The organism is Streptomyces sp. NPDC059371 (assembly GCF_042751995.1).
In the GTDB taxonomy this organism is placed as follows: Bacteria; Actinomycetota; Actinomycetes; order Streptomycetales; family Streptomycetaceae; genus Streptomyces.
Genome location: NZ_JBHYXD010000099.1, coordinates 1 through 26,283, shown reverse-complemented (window position 1 = coordinate 26,283; position 26,283 = coordinate 1). Strand labels below are relative to the sequence as shown.

Here is a 26,283-nt window from a genome sequence, read left to right as displayed (position 1 = left end):
CGCGCGCCCTCACTCCCCCGGCTTCTCCCCCGCCAGGTCGAGCCGGGCGAGCCGGGCGGGGTCGGCCAGGATGTGCATCGCGACGATCCTGCCGTCGGCGACGGTGACGCCCATGACCGACTGCGGCCGGCCGTCGACGATCGCGACGACGCCCGCCTCCCCGTTGACGCGGACGAGCCGTGAACTCGCCGCGAACCGGCGGAAGGCGAGGGCCTGGCGGGCCACCGCCTCGGCGCCGCGCACCAGCTTGGACACGGTCACGCCGCCGACCAGAGCGCCCGCGTCGGCGCGCAGCACGACATCGGGGTCGAGGACGGCGACGAGTGCCTCGAAGTCGCCGCCGCGTGACGCCGCGAGGAACGCGTCGAGGACCTCGCGCTGCCGTACGGCGTCCCGCTCGGGCTCGGGGGCGGCTCCCTTGACGCGACGGCGTGCCCGGCTGGCGAGCTGTCGGGTGGCGGCGGCGTTGCGGCCCACGATGGGCGCGATGTCGTCGAAGGGCACCGCGAACATGTCGTGCAGCACGAAGGCGAGCCGTTCGGCGGGCTCCAGGGTCTCCAGGACGACGAGGAGGGCGAGCCCGACCGAGTCGGCCAGCAGCACCTCCTGTTCGGGGTCGATCCGGTCCAGGGGGCTGACGACGGGGTCGGGCACGAAGGTGCCGGAGGGCTCCAGCGGGTCCTCGCGGCGCGCGGTGCGGGAGCGCAGCATGTCCAGGCACACCCGGCCGGTCACGGTGGTCAGCCAGCCGGCCAGGTTCCTGATCTCGTCCGGGTCGGTGCGGCCGAGCTTCAGCCACGTCTCCTGGACGGCGTCGTCCGCCTCGCTCAGCGATCCCAGCATCCGGTAGGCCACGGCCCGCAGCCGGCCCCGGTGCTCCTCGAACCTGTCCGCGAGCAGTTCACTGCCGTGCATCGGTTCCCCCCTGCCTGTCTCGTCGTACACAACAGTGACCGATCAAAACACGTGGGTCACTTTCCCTCGAAGCGGGGCGCGTGGCGGGCGCCCCTGGCGGTGTATCCCTCCGCCGCGTCGTCGGAGGTGAGGGTGAGCGCGGCCGACAGGGCGGTCCGGTCGAGAGCGGCGGTCAGCGGGGCTTCGGCGTACGCGTCGATGTCGTGCTTGACGGCCTGGACGGCGAGCGGCGCGTTCGCCGCGATCTCGGCGGCGACGGCTCGGGCCGTTTCGTCCAATGCGGCTTCCTCCGCCACGAGTTGGACGAGGTGCAGGCGTTCGGCCGTCGCCGCGTCCAGTCGTCTCCCGGTCAGCGCGAGGTACTTCGCCCACCCGGCGCCTGCCTCGCGGGCGATCCGCAGGTCCCCGCCGGCGTCGACGGCGAGCCCCAACTGGGCCTCGGGCAGGGCGAACACGGCGTCGCGGGAAGCGATCCTGATGTCCGCCATCAGCGCGAGCTCGAAGCCGAACCCGAGGCAGTAGCCCTGGACGGCCGCGACGACGGGCTGCGGCAGCCGCGCGAAGGCCGCGAAGCGCTCGTGGGCCCAGCGGATGCCCTCGTAGTAGGCGCGGGCGCGTTCGGCACCCGAGCGGCCGGTGATCGCGCCGCCCGGGGCGCTCACGTCGATCCCCGCGCAGAAGGCCCGCCCCTCGGCCCGCAGCAGCACCGCCCGGACCGACGGGTCGAAGCGGATCCGGTCGGCCACCAGGCCGAGTTGGCGGGTGGACTCCCAGCTCCACGCGTTGAGCTTCGCGGGCCGGCACAGGGTGAGGACGCCGAGACCGTCCTCGACGTCGAGGCGGAGGCGCCGTTCGTCCTCCGGGATGTCCGTGCGGGTGGTGTCGATCATCCGTACCCCCTCAGGATTCTGACAGTCCGTCAGAATCCTAGAGGAGGCCCGGTGTCTCAGACGTCGTCGCGCGTGAGCGCCAGCAGCCGGTCGAGCACGCGCGGCCCGCCGGCCCGTACCCCGTCGTGCTCGAACTCGTCGGTCACCCAGGTGCGCAGGCCCCGGACGGCACGGGCGGTGGCCAGGGAGTGGCCGGCGTCGACGTACATGTCGTCGTGGTAGACCGCCGCCGCGACCGGTACCTCGTTCACGGCGAGCCGCGCCGGGTCGTACAGCGGCGCCCAGTCGGTGCGGGCGGCCAGTTCCTCGGCGGTGTCGCGCAGCGGGCGCAGCGCCGGGTCGGTCTCGAACATCCACGGGTGCACGGACTCGCCGGTGAACAGCAGCGGCCCGTCGTCCGCGAGCGCCTTGGCCGCGTCGAACTGCGGGAACTCGGCGCGCACCCGCTCGGCGGACCAGGCGGTGGGTCGGCCGCCCTGGGCGTAGATGACCTCGTGGACGAGCGCGTACAGGGGGTGGCCCGCGTACGACAGAAGCGCCTGGACCTCCTCCTGGAAGGCGTCGGAGAGGGCGTGGCCCTGCGGGGTGCGGACGAAGGCGTCCTCCAGCAGGTAGTGCAGACGGTGGGTGCCGTCGCTGCCGCCGAGGAGGATGCCGAGCGACTGGAAGGCCTCGGCGGTCAGGCGGTAGCCGCCGCTGAGCACCGGCTCGTGCTGGAGCAGGTACTCCGCGATCCGGCGGGCGCGCTCGACGTCCTGCGGGTAGCGGGCGTAGTGCGCGGCGACCTTGCGCTCGATGCGCGGGTAGGCGGCGCGGTACACGTCGTCCGCGTGCCCGTCGAGGGAGGGCAGACCGCCGGTGACGACGGCGGCGCTCAGCCCCTCGGGGGCGCTGGAGAGGTAGTGCACGGTGCAGAAGCCGCCGAAGCTCTGGCCGAGGACCGTCCAGGGCGCTCCGTCGGTGAGTGCGGGCCGGATGGCCTCGCAGTCGCGGACGATGGAGTCGGCGCGGAAGAGCGCGAGGTAGTCGGCCTGCTCGCGGGCGCCGCCGCGCAGCGGGAGCGTCTGCCGGTTGGCGGGCGTGGAGTGTCCGGTGCCGCGCTGGTCGAGGAGCAGGACACGGAAGTCCTTCAGGGCCCGGTCGAGCCAGGACTGACGGCCGACGAAACGATTCGCCCCGAAGCCGGGGCCGCCCTGGAGGTAGACCATCCACGGCAGGTTCTGGTGCGCCTTGTCGCTCGCGACGACCTCGCGGGCGAACAGTTCGATGGTCTCGCCCGCCGGTCGGTCGTGGTCGAGCGGCACGGTGAAGCGGTGGTCGGTGAGGACGACACCGGGCTGGCGGTAGCTGACGGTCAACAGGTCTCCCGAGTCGTACGGATTCCAGGCTGCGTCCCAGTTCAGCACATGTCACCCGGGCTCCGCGGGCCGGGGAGCGGGAAGACGAACTGAACAGTGACTCAGCGGGCCGGTGACGGGGAACTGAACCGCTGGTCAGCGCGCTGCCAGGCTGGAGCGGCGCACGACCAGTTCCGGCTGGAGCACGACACGGCGGTGTTCGTGCGGCGTGGGCGCGGTCTCCGCGTCGATCTCCTCCAGGAGCAGCTCGGCCGCGAGGGCTCCCATGGTCACGGCCGGCTGGCGCACGGAGGTGAGCGGGACGGCCGCGGCGGCCGCGAACTCGATGTCGTCGTAGCCGACGATCGCGAGGTCGTCGGGCACGCCGACGCCGGCCGCGTACATGGCCTGCAGGAGGCCGAGGGCGAGCAGGTCGTTGGCGCAGAAGACGGCGGTGGGCCGTTCGGCGAGGCCGAGGAGCCGGGCGCCGGCGTCGCGCCCGGCTGCCACGTCGAGGCGCTCGGTGGGCAGCTCGCGCAGGTTCTCCGGGCCGAGGCCGGCCTCGCGCAGGGCGTTCAGGGCGCCCGTACGGCGGTCCCTCACCTGGCTGAGCCCGGGTGGTCCGCTGACGTACGCGATCGAGCGGTGTCCGGCGTCCACGAGGTGCCGGACGGCCAGCGCGCCGCCCGCCACGTCGTCGACGGAGACCGAGCACTCGGTGGTGCCCTCGGCGACCCGGTCGACCAGCACGAAGGGGATGCCGTTGCGGCGGAACGCCTCGATGTTGCGCCCGCTCGCGTCGGACGGTGTCAGCAGCACCCCGCGCACCCGCTGTTCGGCGAAGAGCGACAGATAGTCGGCCTCCTCGCTCGGGGACTGGGCGCTGTTGCAGACCATCACCCCGAGTCCGGCCTCGCGCGCGGCGCGCTCGGCGCCGCGGGCGACGTCCACGAAGAACGGGTTGCCCATGTCGAGGACGAGGAGCCCCATGATCCGGCTGCGTCCGGCCCGGAGCTGGCGTGCCGACTCGCTGCGCACGTAGCCGAGGCGGTCGATGGCGGACAGGACGCGGGCCCTCGTCTCGGATGCCACCGAGTCGGGGCGGTTGATCACGTTCGAGACCGTGCCGACGGAGACTCCGGCGGCACGGGCGACGTCCTTGATACCCACCGACTGGACCATCGGGCGGAAACCTCCACGAGTAGAGCGAGTAGCGGCGGGCAGGCCCTCACATTATCCGCGAGAGGGCCGGAGGCGGGGGTCAGGAGGGCAGGCGGAAATCGATGACGTGCAGGGCCGACGGCGTGGTGCCACTGGACTTCTCCTGGTACATCACGGACAGCGTCCCGTCCTGTGGGACGCGTGTCTCGTCGATGACGACCTCGCCGAAGGCGTTCAGGCCGCCGCCGTCGAACAGGAGTGTCCAGTCGGTGTGCCCGGAGGACTTCGAGGCGCCCGCGATCCTCCCGTACGGCAGGATCGCGTAGGCGTTGTCGTACCGGTCCAGGACCAGCTTGGTGCGCTGGCTGGAGTTCAGGGCGAGAGGGATCTCGGTCTTGGTCCAGCCGCCCGAGGAGCCCTTGCGGAGGTGGAAGGCCCGGCCGTTCGCCGTACGGTCCTTCACGTAGCCGGTGGTGCACTGTCCGAAGCGTCCGGGCACATAGCTGATGATCGCGTGCGGCAGTCCCGTCGAGTCGGTGGCCTGGCTCTCCTGGTTCATCAGGGAGTGGTCGGGGTCGAGGGAGTCGACGACGAGTCCGGCGTCGGTGACGGCGACGGTGCCCGGGGTTCCGGTCGTGCCGACGACGGTGCCCGCGTCGTTGCGCCAGCTCCGGCCCCGGTCGGTGGAGTAGACGTAGCCGGTGTCGTGGTTGGTGATGCCGCCGGCGCTGCACATCACGGCGGCGTTCTGCTCGCGCCAGGTGAAGAAGGAGTGCAGCCGCCCGTTCACGTCGTAGTCGATCCCGTGCAGGTACATGTTGCGGGCGGTGCTCGATCCGTGCGCGCTGGTGTAGGTCCCGGTGGAGGCGGACCACTCGCCGAGCGCGGTCCAGGACGAACCGTCGTACTCCGCGAGGGCGTTGCGCCCGTTCCCCGAGACGCCGACGCGGTACGAGAGCTGGAGGCGGCCCTCCGGTGTGGCGACGAACTGCGGATAGGTGAACTGCGTCGTGAGCGCCAGGCCGTCCAGGGAGGTCTGGACGGCCCCGAGGACGGCCGCCGTCCAAGCCGTCGACGCGGGACGGTCGAGCAGCCCGGCCACCGACTTGACGTAGAAGAAGCCGTCGCTGTGCGCGTCCATGGTCAGGTGCAGCCGGCCGTCGGTCCTGGAGACCCCCATGGAGATCACGTTGTGGGAGTCGTCGCTCTTGAGCTTGTGGCCGAGCGTGATCGTGGACCAGGCGGAGGCGCCCAGGACGCGGCGGGCGACGACCGCGCCGCGGTCAGCGGTGTACCAGGCCGCGTACTGGTGGCCCTGGTAGGTCAACAGGCCGTTCTTCTGGAACGAATTGTTGTTGACCAGCCCGTCGTAGGAGACGAAGTAGAGGGCCCGGGCGTCGAGTCGGGTGGTTCCGGTCCGCGTCACGGAGGGGCCGGGGGCGGCCGCCCGGGCCGTCCCCGCCGTGAGGGCGGGGCCTGCCACGGCGCCCAGCAGGGCCGTCGTCAGTACGGTGCGTCGTCTCATGTACGGGCTCCTCGATCGGGCTGCGGGCGGACGGACGGTGGGGCGGTACGGGGCACGCGGGGCGGCGCGGACGACACGGACGGCACGTTCGGCCGGTCACGCGCGAGGCGGGACGGGCGGGACGGGCGGGACGGGCGGGACGGGCGGGACGGGGCAATGGAGTCGGCCGGGCGGTGCGCGTCAGGTGAGGTGGAACACCTCGCTGAGGGGCGTCATGGCCTCGTCGGGTCCGGCGCCGTCCAGCGCGGTGAAGAACGGCGCCATCTCCTTCTGCCAGCGGGCGTTGACATCGGTGGCCTCCATGGCGGCCCGCGCGGCCGCGAAGTCCTCGGTCTCCAGATAGCCGACCAGCAGACCGTCCTCGCGCAGGAAGAGCGAGTAGTTGTGCCAGCCGGTGGCCGAGAGCGCGTCGAGCATCTCGGGCCACACGGCGGCGTGCCGCTCGCGGTACTCGTCGAGGCGGTCCGCACGGACCTTCAGCAGAAAGCACACGCGCTGCATCGATGACCCTCCTGGGGCTGGGAGTCGGGCCGGCGCGACGGTGGGGGCACCGGCCCGGCACACCGTCAGAAGTCGAACTGGTCGATGTTCTTCGCGTCGAACACGGTCGGCTTGCCGAGGCTGATCACGCCGTCCTTGCCGATGGTGAAGGACCCCATGGCGCCGGCCTTGAAGGTCTCACCCTCCTTGCCGGCGATCTGCCCCGAGGCGAGCGCCACGGCGGTACGCGCGGCCAGCTCGCCGAGCTTGGCCGGGTCCCACAGCTCGAAGCCCTCGACGGTGCCGTTCTTGACGTACTTGCGCATGTCGTTGGGGGTGCCGAGGCCGGTCAGCTTGACCTTGCCCTTGTACTTGGAGCCGGACAGGTACTGGGCGGCCGCCTTGATGCCCACCGTGGTCGGGGAGATGATCCCCTTCAGGTTCGGGTGTTCCTGGAGCAGCCCCTGCGTCTGCTGGAAGGACTGCTGGGCCTCGTCGTTGCCGTAGGCGACCTTGACCAGCTTGACGTCCTTGTACTTGGGGTCCTTCAGCTCCTCCTTCATGTAGTCGATCCAGGTGTTCTGGTTCGTGGCGGTCTGCCCGGCGGACAGGATCGCGATCTCGCCCTTGTAGTCGATCTGTTCGGCGAGCAGTTGCACCTCGGTGCGGCCGAGGTCCTCGGCGCTCGCCTGCGAGACGAAGGCGTTGCGGCAGTCGGCCTTGGTGTCGGAGTCGTAGGTGACGACCTTGATCTTGTTCGTCATGGCCTGCTTGAGCGCGGTGCACAGGGCGCCGGGGTCCTGCGCGGACACGGCCATCGCGTCGACCTGCTGCTGGGTGAGGGTGTTGACGTAGCTCACCTGACCGCTGGTGTCGGTGGCGCTGTTGGTGCCGACCTCCTTGTACTTCGAGCCCAGTTCGGTCAGCGCCTTCTCCCCGCCCTTATCCGCGGAGGTGAAGTACGGGTTGTTGACCGCCTTGGGCAGGAAGCCGACGGTGAGCCCCTTCTTGGTGGCCGCGTTCGGGTCGGCCTTGCCGCCGGCGGCGGCGTTGGAACCGCCCGAGTCCTTGACGTCGTTCTTGGTGGTGCCGCCGCAGGCGGTGACGACCAGGGCGAGGGAGGTGACGGCGGCGAGCGCCGCACAGGTACGGCGGATCGATGACTTGCGCATGGCTGAGGGTTCCTTTGCGACGGTGAGGGGACCGAGGTGACGAGTACGAGGCTGAGCGGAACGGGGTGACGAGAACGAGCTGAGCGGAACGGGGTTACGGGACCGGAGTCGGGGCGGCGGCTCTGCGGCCCGCCCTCGCCACGGAGATCTGGCGCCCGACCCGGGGGCCGAGCACGGAGACGACGAGCAGGACGCCGGTGACGACGATCTGCGACTGCGCGGAGACGTTGAGGAGGCTCATCACGTTCTGGAGCGAGCCGAGCAGGAAGACGCCCGCGATCGCGCCGCCGAGCGTGCCCTTGCCGCCGTCGAAATCGATACCGCCGAGCAGAACGGCGGCCACGACGGACAGTTCGAGCCCGGTGGCGTTGTCGTAGCGGGCGCTGGCGTAGTGCAGGGCCCAGAACACCCCGGTCAGCGAGGCCATGAGGCCGGTCGCGACGAACAGGAGCAGCTTCTGCCGCTTGACCCGGATGCCGGCGAACCGGGCGGCCTCCTCGTTGGCGCCGATGGCGAACGCGGAGCGCCCGAAGGGGGTGGCGTGCAGCACGACGACGGCGACGGCGAGCAGCACCAGGAACAGGGGGAGTGCCTGCGGGACGAACGTGTCCCCGATGCGGCCGGCCGCGAAGTCCTGGTACTGGACGGGGAAGTCGGTGACGGCGTCGGAGCCGAGCACGATCTGCGCGATGCCGCGGTAGGCGGCGAGGGTGCCGATGGTGACGGCGAGCGAGGGCAGTCCGAGCCGGGTCACCAGCAGGCCGTTGACGAGCCCGCACACCACGCCGAGCACCAGGCAGAGCGGGATGATCGTCTCGATCGCCATGCCCTGGTTCCACAGGGCGCCCATCACCGATCCGGAGAGTCCGGCCGTGGAGGCGACGGACAGGTCGATCTCGCCGGCCACCACGAGCAGGGTCATGGGCAGGGCGATCAGCGCGATCGGCAGGGTGTTGCCGATCAGGAACGACAGGTTGAGCGCGTTGCCGAAGCCGTCCACGAGGGAGAAGGAGAAGAGCAGCAGGACGATGAGGAGGGCGCCGACGACCGTGTCCCAGCGGACGGCACGCGCGAGAGCGGAGTCAGCCATGGCGGGCGTTCCTCTTCTTCAGTGCGGAGGCCACGCGCAGCGCGACGATCCGGTCGACCGCGATGGCGAGGATGAGCAGGACGCCGTTGATGGCGAGCACCCAGACGGAGCTGACACCGAGGGCGGGCAGGACGCTGTTGACCGAGGTGAGCAGCAGGGCGCCGAGCGCGGCTCCGTAGACGCTGCCGGAGCCGCCGGTGAAGACGACGCCGCCGACCACGACCGCGCTGACGACGGTGAGTTCGTAGCCGTTGCCGGTGCCGGAGTCGACGTTGCCGAACCGGGCGAGATAGAGGGCGCCCGCGAGTCCGGCGAGGCCGCCGCAGACGACGTACGCGGTGAGGATGCGTTTGCGGACCGGGATGCCGGCGAGCCGCGCGGCCTCCGGGTTGGAGCCGAGCGCGTAGAGCTCGCGGCCGCTGCCGAAGTGCTTCAGGTAGTACGCGGCCACCACCAGGACGGCCAGGGCGATCAGCGCGAGATACGGGACCGCCGAGAGGCCGCCGGAGCCGAAGTCGACGAAGCCGCCGGGGAGATCGGCCGCGGTGATCTGACGGGAGCCGACCCAGATGGAGTCGACACCGCGGATGATGTAGAGGGTGCCGAGGGTGACGACGAGGGCGGGCACCTGGCCGAGGCTGACGAGGGCGCCGTTGACCAGTCCGCAGGCGACGCCGAGCAGCACCGCGAGGAGGACCGCGACGACGGGGTTGCCTCCGCCCTGGAGGTAGGTGCCGGCCGCGAAGGCGCTGATGCCGAGGGTCGAGCCGACCGACAGGTCGACGTTGCGGGTGATGACGACGAGGGACTGGCCGGTGGCGACCAGGACGAGGATCGTCGCGTTCAGCAGCAGGTCCTTGATGCCCTGCTCGGACAGGAACTCGCTGTTGCCGAGCTGGGTGACGGCGATCATCACCAGGAAGACGGCCAGGATGGCGAGTTCACGCATCTTGAAGACGCGGTCCACCAGGCGGGCGCCGCTGGACCTGGGCACCTCGGTGGCGGGGGCGGGGGTGGGCGCGGTGACCGTCATGCGGCGGCCCTCCGGGGGATGATCGGGCTCATGCGGGCGGCCCTCTCGATGACTGTCATACGGGCGGCCCTCTCGACGGCTGTCATGCGGCGGCCCTCCCGGTGGCGGCGGCCATCACGGATTCCTCGGTGGCTTCGGAGCGTGGGATCTCGGCGGTGAGCCGGCCCTCGTGCATCACGAGCACGCGGTCGGCCATGCCGAGGATCTCGGGCAGATCGGAGGAGATCATCAGGACGGCCACCCCGTCGGCGGCCAACTCGCTGAGCAGTCGGTGCACTTCGGCCTTGGTGCCGACGTCGATGCCGCGGGTCGGCTCGTCGACGATCAGCACCCTGGGGCCGGTGGCCAGCCATTTGGCGAGGACGACCTTCTGCTGGTTGCCGCCGGAGAGCGTGGCGACGGTGTCCGCGATCCGGGCGAACTTCACCTGGAGCCTGACCGCCCAGTCGAGGGACCGGCTGCGCTCGGCCCCGCGGTCCATGAGGCCCGCCCTGACCGTCGTACGCAGCCCGGTCAGGCCGATGTTGCGCTCGATGGACATGTCCATCACCAGGCCCTGGGCGCGCCGGTCCTCGGGGACGAGGGCGAGTCCGGCCGCCATGGCGACGGAGGGGGCGCCGTTGGTCAGCGCGCGGCCGTCGACCTCCACCTCTCCGGCGTCCCAGCGGTCCACGCCGAACACCGACCGCGCGACCTCCGTGCGGCCGGCGCCGACGAGCCCGGCGAGTCCGACGATCTCGCCGCGCCGCACGTCGAAGGAGACATCGGTGAAGACGCCTTCCCGGGTCAGCCGCCGCACACTGAGGGCGACTTCGCCCGCCTCGACGTCCTGTTTGGGGTAGAGCTCGTCGAGATCGCGGCCGACCATCCGGCGTACGAGGTCGTCCTCCGTCATGCCCTCCAGCGGCTCGCTGGAGATCAGGGCCCCGTCGCGCAGGGTCGTGACGCGCCCGCAGATCCGGAAGATCTCCTCCAGCCGGTGCGAGATGAACAGCACCGCGGAGCCCTGCTCGCGCAGCGCCCGGACGACGCCGAACAGCCGGGCCACCTCGCTGCCGGTCAGTGCGGCGGTCGGCTCGTCCATGATCAGGACTCGGGCGTCGAAGGAGAGGGCCTTGGCGATCTCGACGATCTGCTGGTCGGCGATGGACAGTCCGCGCGCCGGACGTTCGGGGTCGAGCTCGACGCCGAGACGCTTCATGAGGGCGGCGGTCGCCGCGTGGGTCGCCTTGTGGTCGATGCGGCCGAACGCCCGGCGGGGCTGACGGCCCATGAAGATGTTCTCGGCGATGGAGAGGTCGGGAAAGAGCGTCGGCTCCTGGTAGATCACCGCGATGCCCGCGTCGCGGGCGTCGGCGGGGCCGTGGAAGACGGTGGGTTCGCCGTCCAGCAGCACCTGGCCGGCGTCCGGTCGGTGCACGCCGGCGAGCGTCTTGATGAGGGTCGACTTGCCCGCGCCGTTCTCTCCGGCGAGCGCGTGCACCTCGCCGGCGAACAGTTCCAGGGACACGTCCCGCAGGGCGCGTACGGCGCCGAAGGACTTCGAGAGGTCCTTCAGTGCCAGCACCGGGGCCGGTCCCGTGTCGGACGGGTGGGTCATGAGGGGCTCCTCGACGACGCCGGCGGGGCGGCCCACAGCGTCGTGAAAGGTTTCAATTGGGTTGCCGGGACGTTAGGCATGCCACCCAGGTCGCGTCAATGGGTTCGTGTCGAAATTCTTCGACGGTCCGGTGTCACAAGAGGATCACGGTGATCGGTCCGCGCCGGAGGGGTTGACAGCCCTTCGGGGGGCTCATAACTTCGCTGCTGAATCGTTTCAGAGCAGCCCTTTCCATGAAACTGTCGCATCCGAAGTCGTAGGAGCCCCGAAGTGACCGAGTTCGCCGCGGTGAAGGCCGCGCTCAAGACCCAGGCCGTCGAGACGCCGTCGTGGGCGTACGGGAACTCGGGAACCAGATTCAAGGTGTTCGCGCAACCGGGTGTGCCCCGGACGCCGTGGGAGAAGCTGGACGACGCGGCCACGGTCCACGAGTTCACCGGCGCGGCCCCGACCGTCGCGCTGCACATCCCCTGGGACAGGACCGACGACTACGCGGCGCTGGCGAAGCGCGCCGAGGAGCGCGGTCTGAAACTGGGCGCGATCAACTCCAACACCTTCCAGGACGACGACTACCGGCTCGGCTCCGTCTGCCACCCCGACGCCGCGGTACGCCGCAAGGCCGTCGGCCACCTGCTCGAATGCGTCGACATCATGGACGCGACGGGTTCGCGGGACCTGAAGCTGTGGTTCGCCGACGGGACGAACTACCCGGGCCAGGACGACCTCCGCGCACGCCAGGACCGCCTGGCCGAGGCCCTGGCGCAGGTCTACGCCCGGCTCGGCGACGACCAGCGGATGCTCCTCGAGTACAAGTTCTTCGAGCCGGCCTTCTACGCGACGGACGTCCCCGACTGGGGCACGGCGTACGCGCACTGCCTCAAGCTCGGCCCCAAGGCGCAGGTCGTGGTCGACACCGGGCACCACGCCCCCGGCACCAACATCGAGTTCATCGTCGCCACGCTGCTGCGCGAGAACAAGCTCGGCGCCTTCGACTTCAACTCCCGCTTCTACGCCGACGACGACCTGATGGTCGGCGCGGCCGACCCCTTCCAGCTCTTCCGGATCATGTACGAGGTGATCCGCGGCGGCGGCTTCACCCCGGACGTCGCCTTCATGCTCGACCAGTGCCACAACATCGAGGCGAAGATCCCGGCGATCATCCGGTCCGTGATGAACGTGCAGGAGGCCACGGCCAAGGCGCTCCTCGTCGACGGCGCCGCGCTCGCCGAGGCGCAGCGGAGCGGGGATGTACTGGCGGCGAACGCGGTGCTCATGGACGCCTACAACACGGACGTACGGCCGCTGCTCGCGGAGGTCCGCACCGAGCTGGGGCTGGACCCCGACCCTGTGGCCGCGTATCACCGGTCCGGTTACGCGGAGCGGATCGCGGCGGAGCGGGTCGGGGGGACCCAGGCCGGGTGGGGGGCCTAGCCCTTGCGCGGGGGGCGTTTCCCTGGGGCGGGGTCCTCGGCGGGGCGGGGCGGGGCTCGGGCCGGTCGGCCCCGCTGGCTCCGCCGGCCCGCCACCCCTGCGTGTCGCGTCTGCCCCACTCGGTGGTCCGCGGGCCGCGGGAATCGTCGTGGCCGGTCGCGCAGTTCCCCGCGCCCCTGACGGGGCACTTCTCCTCCCTCTCTTCCACGCGAGCCCGTGTCGCGTCTGCCCCGCCCCGTGAGCCGCGGGGCGCGCGTCTCGTCGTGGCCGGTCGCGCGGTTCCCCGCGCCCCTGACGGGCGCTCCTGCTCGGGTTCGTCTCCAGTCACGTACACACTCTTCTTAAGGACCTGGAACATGGCACCCCATCCCGAAGCCGATGCTCTGCTGGCGCGGTCGCGCCGGCTCGGTGGCGATCCCCGCAACACCAACTACGCGGGCGGCAACACCTCCGCGAAGGGCACCGACACCGACCCCGTGACCGGCGGTGACGTGGAACTGATGTGGGTGAAGGGGTCCGGCGGAGACCTCGGCACCCTCACGGAGGCCGGACTCGCGGTGCTGCGGCTCGACCGGCTGCGCGCGATGACCGCGGTGTACCCGGGCGTCGAGCGCGAGGACGAGATGGTCGCCGCGTTCGACTACTGCCTGCACGGCAAGGGCGGCGCCGCCCCCTCCATCGACACCGCGATGCACGGGCTCGTCGACGCCCCGCACGTCGACCATCTGCACCCCGACTCGGGGATCGCGCTGGCCTGCGCGGCCGACGGGGAGAAGCTGACCGCCGAGTGCTTCGGCGAACGCGTGGTGTGGGTTCCCTGGCGGCGTCCCGGATTCCAGCTCGGGCTGGACATCGCGGCGGTCAAGGAGGCCAACCCGGAGGCCGTCGGCTGCGTCCTGGGCGGCCACGGCATCACCGCGTGGGGCGCCACCGCCGAGGAGTGCGAGCGCAACTCGCTGTACGTCATCCGCACCGCCGAGGCCTTCCTCGCCGACCGGGGGAAGGCGGAGCCGTTCGGGCCCGTCGTCGAGGGGTACGAGGCGCTCGCCCCGCCGGAACGCCGCGAGCGGGCCGCCGCGCTCGCCCCCCACATCCGGGCCATCGCCTCCCAGGACCGCCCGCAGGTCGGCCACTTCACCGACTCCGAGGAGGTGCTCGACTTCCTCTCCCGCGCCGAGCACGGGCGCCTCGCGGCTCTCGGCACCTCGTGCCCGGACCACTTCCTGCGCACCAAGGTCAGGCCGCTCGTGCTCGACCTTCCACCGGCCGCCTCCCTCGACGAGGCGGTCGCGCGGCTCGCGGAGCTGCACGCCGAGTACCGCGTGGAGTACACCGCCTACTACGAGCGGCACGCGCTGCCCGACTCCCCCGCGATGCGTGGAGCGGACCCGGCGATCGTGCTGGTCCCCGGAGTCGGCATGTTCTCCTTCGGCAAGGACAAGCAGACGGCCCGGGTGGCCGGCGAGTTCTACGTCAACGCGATCAACGTGATGCGCGGGGCCGAGGCCGTCTCGACGTACGCGCCGATCGAGGAGTCGGAGAAGTTCCGCATCGAGTACTGGGCCCTGGAGGAGGCGAAGCTCCAGAGGATGCCGAAGCCCAAGCCGCTCGCCACCCGGGTCGCCCTGGTGACGGGCGCGGGCAGCGGGATCGGCCGGGCGATCGCCGAACGGCTGGTGGCCGAGGGCGCGTGCGTGGTGGTCGCCGACCTCGACGCCGGGAGCGCCGAGCGGGTCGCCGCCGGGCTCGGGGGCCCCGACAAGGCCGTGGCCGTCGCCATGGACGTCACCTCCGAGGAGCAGATCGCCGAGGCCTTCAAGAGCGCGGTGCTGGCCTTCGGCGGGGTCGACCTGGTGGTCAACAACGCGGGCATCTCCATCTCCAAGCCGCTCCTGGAGACCACCGCGAAGGACTGGGACCTCCAGCACGACATCATGGCGCGCGGCTCCTTCCTCGTCTCGCGCGAGGCGGCCCGGGTCATGATCGCGCAGAAGCTGGGCGGCGACGTCGTCTACATCGCGTCCAAGAACGCGGTCTTCGCGGGCCCGAACAACATCGCCTACTCCGCGACCAAGGCCGACCAGGCCCATCAAGTACGGCTTCTGGCAGCCGAGTTGGGTGCGCACGGCATCCGGGTCAACGGTGTCAATCCGGACGGTGTCGTGCGCGGGTCCGGAATCTTCGCCGGCGGCTGGGGCGCGCAGCGGGCGGCGACGTACGGCGTAGAGGAGGAGAAGCTCGGCGAGTTCTACGCCCAGCGGACCATCCTCAAGCGGGAGGTGCTCCCGGAGCATGTCGCGGCCGCCGTGTTCGCCCTGACGGGCGGGGACCTGACGCACACCACGGGACTGCACGTCCCGGTAGACGCCGGCGTCGCAGCCGCCTTCCTGCGATGACGGCCCGCAAGAGGTTCGCCGCCGTCGACCTCGGCGCGTCCAGCGGGCGCGTCATGGTCGGCCGTGTCGGTCCGGGCACGCTCGGCCTGACCGAGGCGCACCGCTTCCCGAACCGGCCGGTCCGTGTCCCCGAGGGGCTGCGCTGGGACGTCCTCGGGCTGTACGCGGGTGTCCTCGACGGGCTGCGCGCGGCCGGGCGGGTCGACTCCGTCGGCGTCGACGGCTGGGCGGTGGACTACGGTCTGCTGGACGCCGACGGAGCACTGCTCGGCAACCCGGTGCACTACCGCGACGCCCGCACCGAGGGTGTCGCGGAGAAGGTGTGGGCGAGCGTGCCCGCCGCCGAACTGTACGCGGCGACCGGGCTGCAGTACGCGCCCTTCAACACCCTGTACCAGCTCACGGCGGCCCGCTCCTCCGCCCAACTCACCGCTGCCCGGCATCTGTTGCTCGTCCCGGACCTGCTCGTGTACTGGCTCACGGGCGAGATGGGCACCGAACTCACCAACGCCTCCACAACCCAGTTGATCGATCCGAGGACCCGCGACTGGTCGTACGGCCTCGCGGAACGGCTCGGCGTCGATCTGCGGCTGTTCCCGCCACTGCGCCGTCCCGGCGACCCGGCCGGAACTCTGCTGCCGCGCGTTCTGGAGGAGACCGGGATGGGGGGCCCGGTGCCGGTGACGACGGTCGGCTCGCACGACACGGCCTCGGCGGTGGCCGCCGTCCCCGCGACCGGGGAGCGGTTCGCCTACATCTGCACCGGCACCTGGTCCCTGGCCGGGCTGGAACTGGACGCACCCGTCCTCACCGAGGCGAGCAGGGCCGCCAACTTCACCAATGAACTGGGGCTGGACGGCACGGTCCGCCATCTGCGCAACATCATGGGCCTGTGGCTGCTCCAGGAGTGCGTACGGGAGTGGGGCGGCCCCGCTCTGGGAGAACTCCTCGCGGCCGCCGCCGAGGTGGCGCCGCTGCGGTCCGTCGTGGACGCGGGCGACACGGCGTTCCTCGCGCCGGGCCGGATGCCGTCGCGGATCGCGGACGCCTGCCGGGCCTCGGGCCAGCCGGTGCCGGAGTCCCGCGCCGAGATCACCCGCTGCGTCCTCGACTCCCTCGCGCTCGCGCACCGCCGGGCCATCGAGGAGGCGCGGTCCCTGACCGGACATGAGGTCGACGTCGTGCACATCGTCGGCGGCGGCGCCCGCAACGAACTGCTGTGCCGGCTCACCGCCGACGCCTGCGGGCTGCCGGTCGTGGCGGGCCCGGCGGAGGCGGCCGCGCTCGGCAACGTCCTCGTCCAGGCGCGGGCGCACGGGCTGGTCGGCGACCGTGCCGAGATGCGCGATCTGGTGGCGCGCACCCAGCCGCTCCGGCGCTACGAGCCGCGGGGCGACACGGCGGCGTGGCGCGCGGCCGAGGCGCGGCTCGGCACGCCGTGAAGTGCCGCACACCGTGGGGCGTTCGGTGGAACGCGCCGCCCGGACGGCGGCCGCGCGCCGCCTTCCCGGCGCACACCCGCGACGTACCCTGCAACCGTCCATGACCGACCCCGAGGAGCCGCGATGCGTGTCGCCCTGTTCCTGACCTGTGTCAACGACACGCTGTATCCGGACACGGGCCGCGCCGTGGTGAACCTGCTGACCCGACTGGGGGTCGACGTCGATTTCCCGATGGGGCAGACCTGTTGCGGCCAGGCCCACTACAACACCGGCTACCGCCATGAGGCCGAGCCGCTCGCCCGGCGTTTCGCCGAGGTGTTCGCGGAGTACGACGCCATCGTGACGCCGTCCGGATCGTGCGGGGCGATGGTGCGGGAGCTGTATCCGCGGATGGGTGAACGGGCCCGCGCGGAAGGGCGCGGGGACACCCTGGCCAGGACGCTGGCACCGGTCGTGCCGAAGACGTACGAACTCACCGAGTTCCTGGTCGACGTCCTCGGGGTGACGGACGTCGGCGCGTACTACCCGCACACCGTGACGTATCACCCCACCTGCCACGGGCTGCGCGGTCTGGGACTCGGCGACCGGCCGCTCCGGCTGCTCCGGGCCGTCGGAGGACTGGAACTGCGGGAGCTGCCCGGCGCCGAGGAGTGCTGCGGCTTCGGCGGCACCTTCGCCCTCAAGAACTCCGACGTCTCCGCGGCGATGGGCTTCGACAAGGTGCGCAACGCCGAGTCGACGGGTGCCGAGGTGCTGTGCGCCGCGGACAACTCGTGTCTGATGCACATCGGCGGCACGATGGGCCGCCTCAGCACGGGAATGCGGCCGGTGCACATCGCGGAGATCCTGGCGAGCACGGCCGAGGAGTCGAGGGCATGAGCGGAACGTTCGTCGGTATGCCGGCCTTCCCGAAGGCCGCGCGCGAGGCGGTCGGCAACGCCACCCTGCGCGGCAATCTGCGCCATGCCACCCACACCATCCGCGCCAAGCGGGCCAAGGCCGTCGCCGAGGTCTCCGACTGGGCCGAGCTGCGCGAGGCGGGCAAGCGGATCAAGGACCACACACTCCGTCATCTCGACGGCCATCTCGTGCGGTTGGAGGAGTCGGTGACCGCGGCCGGTGGCGTCGTGCACTGGGCCGCCGACGCCGAGGAGGCCAACCGGATCGTCACGGACCTGGTGAAGGCGACCGGCGAGCGCGAGGTCGTCAAGGTCAAGTCGATGGCCACGCAGGAGATCGGGCTCAACGAGGCGCTGGAGGCCGCGGGCATCCGAGCGTACGAGACCGATCTCGCCGAACTCATCGTGCAGTTGGGCAAGGACCGGCCATCGCACATCCTCGTCCCGGCCATCCACCGCAACCGCGGCGAGATCCGTGACATCTTCGCCCGCGAGATGGGCGCCTGGGGCCGGCCCGCGCCCGAGGGGCTCACCGACACGCCCGCGGAACTGGCCGAGGCGGCACGCCTGCATCTGCGCGAGAAGTTCCTGCGCGCCAAGGTCGGCATCTCCGGCGCCAACTTCATGGTCGCCGAGACCGGCACGCTCGTGGTCGTCGAGTCCGAGGGCAACGGGCGGATGTGTCTGACGCTCCCCGAGACCCTGATCTCGGTCGTCGGCATCGAGAAGACCGTCCCGAGCTGGCGGGACCTGGAGGTGTTCCTGCAGACCCTGCCGCGCTCCTCGACGGCCGAGCGCATGAACCCGTACACCTCGATGTGGACGGGCACCACGGACGGGGACGGCCCCCGGACGTTCCATCTGGTCCTGCTGGACAACGGCCGCACGGACACGCTCGCCGACGAGGTCGGACGCCAGGCGCTGCGCTGCATCCGCTGCTCGGCGTGTCTCAACGTCTGCCCGGTGTACGAGCGGGCGGGCGGCCACGCCTACGGCTCGGTCTACCCGGGCCCGATCGGCGCGATCCTCAGCCCCCAACTCCGGGGCACCGCCAGCGAGATCGACGCCTCCCTGCCGTACGCCTCCTCGTTGTGCGGCGCCTGCTACGAGGTCTGTCCGGTCGCGATCGACATCCCCGAAGTCCTCGTCCATCTGCGGGAGAGGATCGCTCAGGGCGGGCGGGCGACCCGGGACGGCAACACGGTCGTACTGAAGCCGGCCGGGGGACACGCCGCCGAGCGGGCGGCGATGCGCGCGGCGCGCTGGGCGTTCAGCCGTCCCGGCGCCCTGCGCACCGGACAGCGGCTGGCGTCGGGGACCCGGCGCTTCCATCCGCGGACCCTGCCGGGCCCCGGCAGGGCGTGGAGCGCGACCCGTGAACTGCCCACGGTTCCGCCGGAGTCGTTCCGCGCGTGGTGGCAACGTACGCGGGGCGGAAAGGACATGACGAAGTGAGCAGCAGGGATCTGATCCTCGGCCGGGTGCGGCGGGCCCTCGCGGACGTGCCCCGGGACGACACTCCCCCCGCGTCCGAAGGGCCTGGGAGAGACGCCCGGTACGAGCGGGCGATCGGCCGGAGTTATCTGCGGGAACACGGTGCGCGGAGTGCCGCGGAGACCGTGGACCTGCTCGCGGAGAACCTGGCGGACTACCGGGCGATCGTGCACCGCGCCACCGAGGACGAACTGCCGCACGTCGTCGGGCGGTTGCTCGCCGCACGCGGATCCCGGCACGTTCTCGTGCCGCCCGGGCTCCCGCCCGCGTGGCTGTCTGCGGCCGATCCCTCCCGGGTCCACGACCGTGCCGTGAGCACGCCGGGTGAACTCGACGAGGTGGAGAGCGTGGTGACCGGTTGCGCCCTCGCCGTCGCGGAGACCGGCACGATCGTCCTCGACGGCGGCCCGGACCAGGGCCGCCGCCGGATCACCCTGATCCCGGACCACCACATCTGCGTCGTCCGGGTGCCCGGCCAGGTGGTGGCCTCGGTCCCCCAGGCCATGGAACGCCTCGACCCGGCACGCCCGTTGACCTGGATCTCCGGCCCGTCCGCCACCAGCGACATCGAACTGGACCGGGTGGAGGGGGTGCACGGGCCGCGCACCCTGGAGGTCGTGCTCGTGGGGGAGGCGTGACGGACGAGCCGCGCCGCAGCGCGGTCCACCCCCCGCGACCCCCTTTCGTATCACCGGGATCACGGGGCTGACCAGGCATTCCGCCGCGCCTTTCAGGTTGTGCTCAGGCTCGTCGTGGCTCCCGGCAAGTCCTCCCCCAGAGGTGTCCAAGCCATGGCAAAGCCCTCTGTGGCGCGGGGGTCCGGGCGTGTCATGGTGCCGCGCATGAGCACCGAGCACCTCACCCGCCACGCCCCAGCCGTCCCGCCCGCCGCCGTCCTGGCGAGCAAGGTCCCGGAAGTCACGCTGTACTTCTGGGTGATCAAGGTGCTGACCACCGGAATGGGTGAGACCGCCTCCGACTTCCTGGCCCAGCGGCTCGGGCCCGTGCCCGCCGTGGGGCTCGGCGGGCTGGCTCTCGCGGCCTCGCTGGCGCTCCAGTTCGCCGTTCGGCGCTACGTGGCCTGGATCTACTGGACCGCGATCGTCATGGTCAGCGTGTTCGGCACGATGGCCGCGGATGTGCTCCATGTCGGTCTCGGCGTTCCGTACACGATCTCCACGCCGCTGTTCCTGGTCGCGCTGGGCGCCGTGTTCGCCGTCTGGTACGCGAGTGAGCGCACCCTCTCGATCCACAGCGTCCGCACCCGCCGCCGCGAGGTCTTCTACTGGGCGACCGTGCTCGCCACCTTCGCGCTCGGCACGGCGGCCGGGGACCTCTCGGCCACGGCCGGCCTCGGCTACCTGGGCTCTGCCGTCCTGTACGCCGGCGCCATCGCGGTCCCGGCCGTCGCCCACCGCTGGGGATCCCTGAACGCGGTCGCCGCCTTCTGGACCGCGTACGTCATCACGCGCCCGCTCGGGGCGTCGGTCGCCGACTGGATGGCGCTCGGCCACGCGCGCGGCGGACTCGGGCTCGGCCTCGGCCCGGTCACCGCGTCCTGGACCGTCGCCATCGTCGGCTTCGTCGCCTACCTCGCCCTGTCCCGGCGCGACGTCCAGGACGACTCCGTGAGCGCGGTCCCGACCGTCTGACCCGACAGACACAGGACTACGCGCCGCACTCCCCTCCCTCCCCGTCGCGCGAGCCCGGTCACACACGCGGCACCCGAACGGTGCCGCGCGACCGGGCCCCGCCGCAGCCGTGGCGTCATCTCTCCCACCCGGAACCGAAAGCGTCCACGAAGCCACCCGCGGCCCCCTGAACACCGCGAGAAGAGCGTCCTGCCGGCGTCGCCGCGGAGAGGGTCCCGACCGGGCGGCCCGAGCCCACGGCTCCGCCCGGCAAGCACGCCTGTTCCCCGGCCGCGTCCGCGCCGCCCTCCCGCCCGTCCTTCTCCTTCACTCAGCCAAGGGCAAAGCGGTCGCAACGGGGATGTCAGAGCCCCGACCACGGCCTCCCGGGGCAGGTGACCTGCACGGATTCCGTGATGTGGGCAATCGTAGGAGCCCTCCTGGGTGAAGATGTCCACCCTGATCGCGTTGTGCACCGCACTGGAATGCACTCCCGACGACCTGTTCGAGGTCGACACCACCCCCGTCGAGCACCCTGCCACCCCACCGCGGCCAGTCGCTGACCTGCCCAAGGCTTCCTCCGCCCGCGGCCGTTCGATGCCGCCGCTCTGACCCGGGTGGCATCGTGGGCGTCAAACAGAGCGACTGCGTCGGCTGCGGAGCTCCGGTCGGAATCATCGACCGACAGTACTGCTGTCGCTGCACCGCCCGGCAGAAAGAAGCGGCGGCCAGGACCGCTTGCCCCGCTGCGGCCAGCAGCGCGTACTCCAGAAGGACACCGGCTGGTGCATCACCCGCTCACGCGTGTGCACCACCTGCGGTCACCCGGTCAGAGACAAGGCTGCGACGTTGTGCCGGGACTGCTCGCGCACGGCTGAAAGCGACGCCGCCAAGGCGCCCTGTCCTCGGTGCCATCGGCCCGGCTGTCTGCGCGAGGACACCGGCTGGTGCGGGCACTGCTCGCGTCCCCGCCAGACCAAGCAGCCGCCCCAGCCCTGCCGCGAATGCGGCCGCGTCCGACGGCATGCCGGGCTGGGACTGTGTTCATCCTGCTGGCAGCGTCACCCCGACCGGCCCTTCGTCCGAGCGGAGAGCCTGATCGCCGAACTCGGTGAACCCCCGGACTGGCTGCGGGACTTCGCGGCTGATCCCGCCGCCAAGTACTGCGTCAGCCGCGCCTGCACCATGATCACCTCCCTGGGACGACTTCTCCTGGACGGGCAGCCCAACCACCCGCAGGCTCTGCTCGAACGCTCCCGTCGTTCCGGACGCTCGATGGGCTCCCTCGCCCGCGCACGGGAAACCTTCTTCACCGGTCACGGCATGGCCAGGCCACTGATCAGGCCGAACGGCTCGCGGCCGGCCGCCGACAGCGCCGCATCGATGCCGTCCCCGAGCCCCTGAGGCCAACGGTGGACGCATTCACCGACTTCATGATGCGCTCGCGAGAGAGAGCCCGCCGTGCCGGAACACGACCTCGCAGCGATGGAACCATCAAGAAGGCACTGGCCATCATGCGTGGCCTCGCCCCGCTTCCTCGTCGGCGAACGCGGCAAGCAGGACTGGGCGCTGACCGATGTCCACGACGTCGAAGCCTTGCTCGCCGGCTCGCCCAAAGCCCGGAAACGTCGGCTGGTCGTACTCGGGCAGTTCTTCCGTTTCGCGCGCTCACGGAAGATCGTGCTCGTCGATCCCTCCCACGGCCTGACCTCCCGGGACCGAGCGGCTTCACCGGAGCGACGCTGACACTCGACCAGCAACGCGTCCTGTTCCGCCGCTGGACCACCGGTCCGGCCGTCCACCCGCACGAGGCCCTGCTGGGCATGCTCGCGCTGTTGCACGGCGCATCGAGCCGCGAGGTCAAGATGCTGAAGACCGCTGACCTCGACCCTCACGCCCGGACTACCCGGCTCGGAGACCGTCCGCATCCGGTTCCCCTGGACCCGGCGTCATGGGCCGTGCTGGAACGCTGTCTGGCTCACCGCGAAGCCCAGCGGCCCGACAATCCCCGCGTCATGGTCACCCGCCAGACGAAGTCCGGCCGGGGACCCGCCTCCACCGCTTATGTCAGCCGCATCCTCGACGCCTGCGGCTTCCCGCCCCGAATGATCCGCTGCACTCGACTGCTCGACCTGGTCAACACCATGGACTCCAAACTCGTCGCCGCCGCGTTCGGCATGGAACCCGAAGCCACCATGATCTATCTCGCCGACCACGTCGATGAGGGCCGTTTGCCGGAGCGGTGAAGACCAGGCATTGATGATTACTGAAGCCGCAGGACGCCAGGGGCACGATCCTCGAAGATCGTGATCAGCCAGTCGAAGACGGTCGGCCCGTGCTCTGTATGCGCCGCAGCCAGATCCGCGCTGACAGCAGGGCGGTTCGTGGGATGGCACCGTGAGAGGCGGATCTCCAGCTGGCGAGCCGTCTCCGGATAGCCCAGAGACTCGCGAGACGCCTGGTGGTCACGCCATTCAACAGCGTAGTCATCATCGTCGGGCTGCCCGAAGCCGCCGCTGAGGCAGTCAGCGAAGGCGTCGAGGTTCTTGCCGAAGTAGCCTCCAGGGCCATTGACCGCCTCGCCGATGAGTCGCCAGAAGTCTTCCAGCGTCCTCACCTGGGTGCCGTCCAACACGAATATCGCCGTCACGGCACGAAGGATACGTCCAGCTCGATGATCTACCTCTCCCATGTGAACCCGTGCTGTTCAGCCGCTGCCTGGCACGGGTTCGTCGGAACATGTGCGCTTTCCCGAAGGGCTTGTTGCTGGTCACGATCACCGAGGCGCGTTCGTAGCGGCCCGAGATGAACTGGATGAACAGGTTCGCTGCCTCGGGTTCGAAGGGGATGTGTTGGGTCAGGGACGGGACGCCGTGCGCCCTTCCGGGCGTCGGTTTTCCCGTCCCCGCCCGCCGAACCGGACATGCCCGTGGGCCGAGCATCCGGCTCTCCACGTGATCCGTTGGATCAGGCGAGGTATTCGCTGACCTGGCCGACGAAGGCCACATCGTCGTGGTTCGTCCGGCGGAAGCGTGCTCCGTCGGGATCGACCTCGTCGATGTTGTGTGGCGTGCTGATCTGCCCTCCACGAAACGTGTATCGCTGGACCCGCATCTTCGCCGGGGGTCAAGTGCCCGCGCGAGCGCGGGCCGGCCCTTGGGCTTTGGCCCCTCTGCGCCTTCGGCGCCGGGGCCAAGCCCCGGGACACAGCGAGTGCGGGCCCGAGTCGAGAACGATAGGCAGAAGCGGGACTGGCCGCCCGCCGTCACCTGGCCGGCAGCCTTGAGCGGTGGCGGGAGGAGCTGACGTCCGACGACTCGCCTTTCACCTGGTGGTGGGGCACCGAGGCGGAAGAGCGGGCCGCCTGGCATGAAGTGAAGCGGTGGCTGGCCGACCAGGCCCAGGCAACGTGATGCTGGAAGGGCTGGTGCCTGACTGCAGGTGTGAACGCCGACACGGCCTCGAAGCCGTCGGCGTTGAAGTTGTGGATCACATCCCGGATCCGGTCCGCACTGGTGAACGCCACCTCGGCGATCTTCGCCACCGGCATGCCCCGCGCGGACAGCAGCACCATCTGGGCCCGCCGCCACGTCACCACCGAACCGGTGCCCCTGCGAACGATACGCAGCAACCGCCTGCCCTTCGTCTTCATCGATCTCCCGGACCCGCACACGCTCAGCCACGTGATCATTCTGACCGTCCGTCGCCGCCGGGCACAGCAACCGGACTATGCGTTACGGCGGGGCCAACGTTGCTTGATGCGGCACCAGGCTCTACCCACGATACGAATATGCAGGTCCCGCACTTGATCGCCCAACCTCGCTCCTAAATCGGCGGTCGGCCAGCAAGGCAGGTGGCTGCACAGCAGCGAAGTACGCAACCATCGCGCCCGGTTCTGACCATCACCGGCCCTGGGCAACTATCTGACGTGCCCGGCAGACCTCAGAGACCACCGTGCCCATAGTTCGCATCGAGAGGGTCAGGGCGTTCGGCCAGTGATCGCACCCTGAGGCGCTTGACGCCTCCCACCAGGACTCCGCCGCCCGCTCGATACGGTGCACCAGCTAGCGGATCAACGGCTGAAGGGTTGACGCTGAGCCAGCCCAATCAACCCTGTGGCAAGCAACATCACAATGGCTCCGGACATCGTCACCATGAAGCGGACGTCCGGCGTCGTGATCAGCAAGCCGCCAACCAATTGAGCGACAAGTGCGGTGGTCATGGTGAGCTGCGCCCAACCGAAGAGAGCCGGGCGGACGATCCGGCTGCGCAACCACGGTGGCAGCCAGCCCCAACCAAGGGTGGCGACTGCCCCGCAGGCAACAAGCAGTGCCATCGAGCCGAGCAACGCGGCAACGTGCGAACTCATGATCGACCCTTCGGTTCCGGAGAGGGAGCATGGCACGCCCTCTGTGCGTGTGCGCTGGCTACTCAGTCGCACCCAGTCGATGGCCCGTACTGCATCGCTCTTCGGAGTCAGGCCACCTCACCGTCTGACATCAGCGACTGACACCAACAAGCGCGGCCTTCAACGGTCGACGCCGGACTCTCACGCCCCCTCATCCTGCGACCGCCAGGGGAAACGAGAGCGATCGAGCCTCCGGAGTCGACCTGATAAGGATGAGGCTCCGCCTCAAAGCCCCTGTGGGAGAGGGCGTCGTCCTCACCTCTTGGATGGCGTCCCTCTTGGTTGAGCCTTCGGGCCAGCTCTAGACTCCGGGCTGTGGCGACCTTTCCAGAAAATCTCAAGCAGGCCTTCTGGTCCGTGGATCGGATGCTCGGCGGAGAGCAGCCCCCAACTCGATCCCAGCGCTTCTCTGCTCGTCATCCACTCGGTATCGGCCTATGCACCGGCGTGCCGATCGCGACCCTTTGTGCTGCGGCTTCACTCGGGCATGGTCAATCGCCGAGTGAGGTGTTGATCGCGGGAGGCCTGGGCGCAGCTCTGGGCATCATTTTCGGATTGACGTCGTTGGGAGAGCGGTACAGGCAGCGCCGTCTCCAACGTCTGGGTCTGTGGAGTGATGCCTCCCACGATCGCCCAAGCGAAGCCCAGAGGACTACCTGAGCCGTTCTAGTACAGCAGCGAAGACAGCTAGGCCGTTTCTTTCGGATCATCGGATCGTTGGTCTGGTGTGTCGTTGACTGACGCCCAGTGGGCACGCATCGAGCCGTTGCTGCCGGACCGGGCTCCCCGGCGGGGTGGACGGTGGCGTGATCACCGGCAAGTGATCGACGCGATCGCGTTCAAGTACCGTACGGGCACGCCCTGGATGGACCTGCCCGAGCGCTTCGGGTCGTGGAAGGGCGCCCACAACCGCCTGAGGAAGTGGGCCTGCGACGGCACCTGGGAGAAGATCTTCACCGCCCTGCTCGCCCAGGCCGACGCCGAAGGCGACCTCGACTGGGTCGTTGCGGTCGACTCCACCATCGTCCGCGCCCACCAGCACGCCGCCGGGGCCCGTCAAAAGGGGCCCTGGCCGGTGAGCCGCCCGACCATGCCCTCGGACGGTCCCGCGGCGGGCTGACCACCAAGATCCACCTTGCCGCGGACAGCCGCTGCCGGCCCCTGGCCTTCGTCATCACGCCCGGCCAGGCAGGCGACGCTCCGGCGTTCACCGAGGTCATGAACCGCTTACGGGTGCCCAGACGGATCGGCCGCCCCCGGATCACGCCGGACATGGTCCTGGCCGACAAGACATCCCACGCCGATAAGCGTCAAGCCGCCGCTGCCTTGAGGTCTGCTGAGGCCTGTGGGAAAGCGACTGCTTCGTCGTAGGCGTGACC

Annotated in this window: 25 protein-coding genes and 2 pseudogenes; 12 read left to right on the top strand and 15 right to left on the bottom strand. The window is 70.6% G+C overall.

Features of this window, described 5'->3' with window-relative positions; translation table 11 throughout:
* Positions 1 to 9: 9 nt before the first annotated feature.
* The 10 genes from sigJ to ACFXGX_RS35400 form a co-directional block, all read right to left on the bottom strand.
* Positions 10 to 915: an RNA polymerase sigma factor SigJ gene (gene sigJ / locus ACFXGX_RS35445; protein ID WP_384799919.1), complete on the bottom strand. Its 906-nt coding sequence runs from the start codon at positions 913 to 915 to the stop codon at positions 10 to 12.
* A 56-nt stretch (positions 916 to 971) separates the two neighbouring features.
* Entirely contained in the window at positions 972 to 1,805 is an 834-nt protein-coding gene (locus ACFXGX_RS35440) for an enoyl-CoA hydratase/isomerase family protein (RefSeq protein ID WP_384799916.1), read from the bottom strand.
* Positions 1,806 to 1,861: 56 nt separating this feature from the next.
* Positions 1,862 to 3,163 carry an alpha/beta fold hydrolase gene (locus tag ACFXGX_RS35435; RefSeq protein ID WP_384799943.1) on the bottom strand — a complete coding sequence of 434 codons (1,302 nt, stop codon included), beginning with the start codon at positions 3,161 to 3,163 and terminating at the stop codon, positions 1,862 to 1,864.
* A gap of 135 nt (positions 3,164 to 3,298) precedes the next feature.
* The gene (locus tag ACFXGX_RS35430; protein WP_382779464.1) at positions 3,299 to 4,324 is read right to left on the bottom strand and encodes a LacI family DNA-binding transcriptional regulator; all 1,026 of its coding nucleotides are present in this window, start codon (positions 4,322 to 4,324) and stop codon (positions 3,299 to 3,301) included.
* A gap of 79 nt (positions 4,325 to 4,403) precedes the next feature.
* The gene (locus ACFXGX_RS35425) at positions 4,404 to 5,828 is read right to left on the bottom strand and encodes a BNR repeat-containing protein (RefSeq protein WP_384799913.1); all 1,425 of its coding nucleotides are present in this window, start codon (positions 5,826 to 5,828) and stop codon (positions 4,404 to 4,406) included.
* A 180-nt stretch (positions 5,829 to 6,008) separates the two neighbouring features.
* On the bottom strand, positions 6,009 to 6,329 hold the full coding sequence (locus tag ACFXGX_RS35420) for an L-rhamnose mutarotase (protein WP_384799910.1): 321 nt from the start codon (positions 6,327 to 6,329) through the stop codon (positions 6,009 to 6,011).
* A gap of 65 nt (positions 6,330 to 6,394) precedes the next feature.
* Positions 6,395 to 7,480 (bottom strand): rhamnose ABC transporter substrate-binding protein, encoded by a 1,086-nt coding sequence (gene rhaS / locus ACFXGX_RS35415; protein ID WP_384799907.1) that lies wholly within the window; start codon positions 7,478 to 7,480, stop codon positions 6,395 to 6,397.
* Between the two features lie 94 nt (positions 7,481 to 7,574).
* Positions 7,575 to 8,570 (bottom strand): ABC transporter permease, encoded by a 996-nt coding sequence (locus ACFXGX_RS35410; RefSeq protein ID WP_384799904.1) that lies wholly within the window; start codon positions 8,568 to 8,570, stop codon positions 7,575 to 7,577.
* Entirely contained in the window at positions 8,563 to 9,603 is a 1,041-nt protein-coding gene (locus ACFXGX_RS35405; protein ID WP_384799901.1) for an ABC transporter permease, read from the bottom strand. The genes ACFXGX_RS35410 and ACFXGX_RS35405 overlap by 8 nt, the downstream gene beginning before the upstream one ends.
* 82 nt (positions 9,604 to 9,685) lie before the next feature.
* Positions 9,686 to 11,203 (bottom strand): sugar ABC transporter ATP-binding protein, encoded by a 1,518-nt coding sequence (locus tag ACFXGX_RS35400; protein WP_384799898.1) that lies wholly within the window; start codon positions 11,201 to 11,203, stop codon positions 9,686 to 9,688.
* 270 nt (positions 11,204 to 11,473) lie between these two features.
* Between ACFXGX_RS35400 and rhaI the strand changes: the two genes are divergently transcribed.
* From rhaI to ACFXGX_RS35345, 11 genes are all read left to right on the top strand, one after another.
* Positions 11,474 to 12,634 (top strand): L-rhamnose isomerase, encoded by a 1,161-nt coding sequence (gene rhaI, locus ACFXGX_RS35395; RefSeq protein WP_384799895.1) that lies wholly within the window; start codon positions 11,474 to 11,476, stop codon positions 12,632 to 12,634.
* Between the two features lie 356 nt (positions 12,635 to 12,990).
* Positions 12,991 to 15,030, top strand: a complete 2,040-nt coding sequence (locus ACFXGX_RS35390; protein WP_384799892.1) for a bifunctional aldolase/short-chain dehydrogenase — start codon at positions 12,991 to 12,993, stop codon at positions 15,028 to 15,030.
* A complete protein-coding gene (locus tag ACFXGX_RS35385) occupies positions 15,027 to 16,472 on the top strand; it encodes a rhamnulokinase family protein (protein ID WP_384799889.1) in 1,446 nt (481 codons plus the stop codon). The genes ACFXGX_RS35390 and ACFXGX_RS35385 overlap by 4 nt, the downstream gene beginning before the upstream one ends.
* Positions 16,473 to 16,595: 123 nt before the next feature.
* Positions 16,596 to 17,351 carry a (Fe-S)-binding protein gene (locus ACFXGX_RS35380; protein WP_384799886.1) on the top strand — a complete coding sequence of 252 codons (756 nt, stop codon included), beginning with the start codon at positions 16,596 to 16,598 and terminating at the stop codon, positions 17,349 to 17,351.
* Entirely contained in the window at positions 17,348 to 18,826 is a 1,479-nt protein-coding gene (locus ACFXGX_RS35375; RefSeq protein WP_384799883.1) for a LutB/LldF family L-lactate oxidation iron-sulfur protein, read from the top strand. Before ACFXGX_RS35380 ends, ACFXGX_RS35375 begins: the two co-directional genes overlap by 4 nt.
* Positions 18,823 to 19,503 carry a lactate utilization protein C gene (locus ACFXGX_RS35370; RefSeq protein ID WP_384799881.1) on the top strand — a complete coding sequence of 227 codons (681 nt, stop codon included), beginning with the start codon at positions 18,823 to 18,825 and terminating at the stop codon, positions 19,501 to 19,503. The genes ACFXGX_RS35375 and ACFXGX_RS35370 overlap by 4 nt, the downstream gene beginning before the upstream one ends.
* Positions 19,504 to 19,707: 204 nt before the next feature.
* On the top strand, positions 19,708 to 20,517 hold the full coding sequence (locus tag ACFXGX_RS35365; protein ID WP_384799878.1) for a hypothetical protein: 810 nt from the start codon (positions 19,708 to 19,710) through the stop codon (positions 20,515 to 20,517).
* 429 nt (positions 20,518 to 20,946) lie between these two features.
* On the top strand, positions 20,947 to 21,108 hold the full coding sequence (locus tag ACFXGX_RS35360) for a helix-turn-helix domain-containing protein (protein WP_384799940.1): 162 nt from the start codon (positions 20,947 to 20,949) through the stop codon (positions 21,106 to 21,108).
* 126 nt (positions 21,109 to 21,234) lie between these two features.
* Positions 21,235 to 21,900 (top strand): hypothetical protein, encoded by a 666-nt coding sequence (locus ACFXGX_RS35355; protein ID WP_384799875.1) that lies wholly within the window; start codon positions 21,235 to 21,237, stop codon positions 21,898 to 21,900.
* Positions 21,901 to 22,014: 114 nt separating this feature from the next.
* Positions 22,015 to 22,242 carry a hypothetical protein gene (locus tag ACFXGX_RS35350; RefSeq protein WP_384799872.1) on the top strand — a complete coding sequence of 76 codons (228 nt, stop codon included), beginning with the start codon at positions 22,015 to 22,017 and terminating at the stop codon, positions 22,240 to 22,242.
* Between the two features lie 89 nt (positions 22,243 to 22,331).
* A complete protein-coding gene (locus ACFXGX_RS35345; RefSeq protein WP_384799870.1) occupies positions 22,332 to 22,742 on the top strand; it encodes a hypothetical protein in 411 nt (136 codons plus the stop codon).
* A 17-nt stretch (positions 22,743 to 22,759) separates the two neighbouring features.
* Here ACFXGX_RS35345 and ACFXGX_RS35340 read toward each other — a convergent pair whose 3' ends face one another.
* The 5 genes and pseudogenes from ACFXGX_RS35340 to ACFXGX_RS35320 all read right to left on the bottom strand — a co-directional run bounded on the left by ACFXGX_RS35340 (position 22,760) and on the right by ACFXGX_RS35320 (position 24,865).
* Positions 22,760 to 23,131, bottom strand: coding sequence for a barstar family protein (locus tag ACFXGX_RS35340; RefSeq protein ID WP_384799937.1), 372 nt, complete (start codon positions 23,129 to 23,131; stop codon positions 22,760 to 22,762).
* Positions 23,022 to 23,438, bottom strand: coding sequence for an ATP-binding protein (locus ACFXGX_RS35335; RefSeq protein ID WP_384799867.1), 417 nt, complete (start codon positions 23,436 to 23,438; stop codon positions 23,022 to 23,024). The genes ACFXGX_RS35340 and ACFXGX_RS35335 overlap by 110 nt, the downstream gene beginning before the upstream one ends.
* Before the next feature lie 25 nt (positions 23,439 to 23,463).
* Positions 23,464 to 23,610 carry a hypothetical protein gene (locus ACFXGX_RS35330; RefSeq protein ID WP_384799864.1) on the bottom strand — a complete coding sequence of 49 codons (147 nt, stop codon included), beginning with the start codon at positions 23,608 to 23,610 and terminating at the stop codon, positions 23,464 to 23,466.
* A 340-nt stretch (positions 23,611 to 23,950) separates the two neighbouring features.
* Positions 23,951 to 24,179: pseudogene (locus tag ACFXGX_RS35325) on the bottom strand (helix-turn-helix domain-containing protein); the annotation flags it as partial.
* Positions 24,180 to 24,568: 389 nt separating this feature from the next.
* Positions 24,569 to 24,865 carry a hypothetical protein gene (locus ACFXGX_RS35320; RefSeq protein ID WP_384799861.1) on the bottom strand — a complete coding sequence of 99 codons (297 nt, stop codon included), beginning with the start codon at positions 24,863 to 24,865 and terminating at the stop codon, positions 24,569 to 24,571.
* A gap of 766 nt (positions 24,866 to 25,631) precedes the next feature.
* Between ACFXGX_RS35320 and ACFXGX_RS35315 the strand changes: the two are divergent.
* Positions 25,632 to 26,194, top strand: a pseudogene (locus ACFXGX_RS35315) (IS5 family transposase); the annotation flags it as partial.
* Positions 26,195 to 26,283 lie beyond the last annotated feature (89 nt).

Bases quoted from the DNA above. Each gene is read 5' to 3' on its own strand.
- sigJ (WP_384799919.1), bottom strand. From the start codon at position 915: ATGCACGGCAGTGAACTGCTCGCGGACAGGTTCGAGGAGCACCGGGGC.
- ACFXGX_RS35440 (WP_384799916.1), bottom strand. From the start codon at position 1,805: ATGATCGACACCACCCGCACGGACATCCCGGAGGACGAACGGCGCCTC.
- ACFXGX_RS35430 (WP_382779464.1), bottom strand. From the start codon at position 4,324: ATGGTCCAGTCGGTGGGTATCAAGGACGTCGCCCGTGCCGCCGGAGTC.
- ACFXGX_RS35425 (WP_384799913.1), bottom strand. From the start codon at position 5,828: ATGAGACGACGCACCGTACTGACGACGGCCCTGCTGGGCGCCGTGGCA.
- ACFXGX_RS35420 (WP_384799910.1), bottom strand. From the start codon at position 6,329: ATGCAGCGCGTGTGCTTTCTGCTGAAGGTCCGTGCGGACCGCCTCGAC.
- rhaS (WP_384799907.1), bottom strand. From the start codon at position 7,480: ATGCGCAAGTCATCGATCCGCCGTACCTGTGCGGCGCTCGCCGCCGTC.
- ACFXGX_RS35410 (WP_384799904.1), bottom strand. From the start codon at position 8,570: ATGGCTGACTCCGCTCTCGCGCGTGCCGTCCGCTGGGACACGGTCGTC.
- ACFXGX_RS35405 (WP_384799901.1), bottom strand. From the start codon at position 9,603: ATGACGGTCACCGCGCCCACCCCCGCCCCCGCCACCGAGGTGCCCAGG.
- ACFXGX_RS35400 (WP_384799898.1), bottom strand. From the start codon at position 11,203: ATGACCCACCCGTCCGACACGGGACCGGCCCCGGTGCTGGCACTGAAG.
- ACFXGX_RS35390 (WP_384799892.1), top strand. From the start codon at position 12,991: ATGGCACCCCATCCCGAAGCCGATGCTCTGCTGGCGCGGTCGCGCCGG.
- ACFXGX_RS35385 (WP_384799889.1), top strand. From the start codon at position 15,027: ATGACGGCCCGCAAGAGGTTCGCCGCCGTCGACCTCGGCGCGTCCAGC.
- ACFXGX_RS35380 (WP_384799886.1), top strand. From the start codon at position 16,596: ATGCGTGTCGCCCTGTTCCTGACCTGTGTCAACGACACGCTGTATCCG.
- ACFXGX_RS35375 (WP_384799883.1), top strand. From the start codon at position 17,348: ATGAGCGGAACGTTCGTCGGTATGCCGGCCTTCCCGAAGGCCGCGCGC.
- ACFXGX_RS35365 (WP_384799878.1), top strand. From the start codon at position 19,708: ATGAGCACCGAGCACCTCACCCGCCACGCCCCAGCCGTCCCGCCCGCC.
- ACFXGX_RS35360 (WP_384799940.1), top strand. From the start codon at position 20,947: ATGTCCACCCTGATCGCGTTGTGCACCGCACTGGAATGCACTCCCGAC.
- ACFXGX_RS35335 (WP_384799867.1), bottom strand. From the start codon at position 23,438: ATGCTCGGCCCACGGGCATGTCCGGTTCGGCGGGCGGGGACGGGAAAA.
- ACFXGX_RS35330 (WP_384799864.1), bottom strand. From the start codon at position 23,610: ATGCGGGTCCAGCGATACACGTTTCGTGGAGGGCAGATCAGCACGCCA.
- ACFXGX_RS35320 (WP_384799861.1), bottom strand. From the start codon at position 24,865: ATGAGTTCGCACGTTGCCGCGTTGCTCGGCTCGATGGCACTGCTTGTT.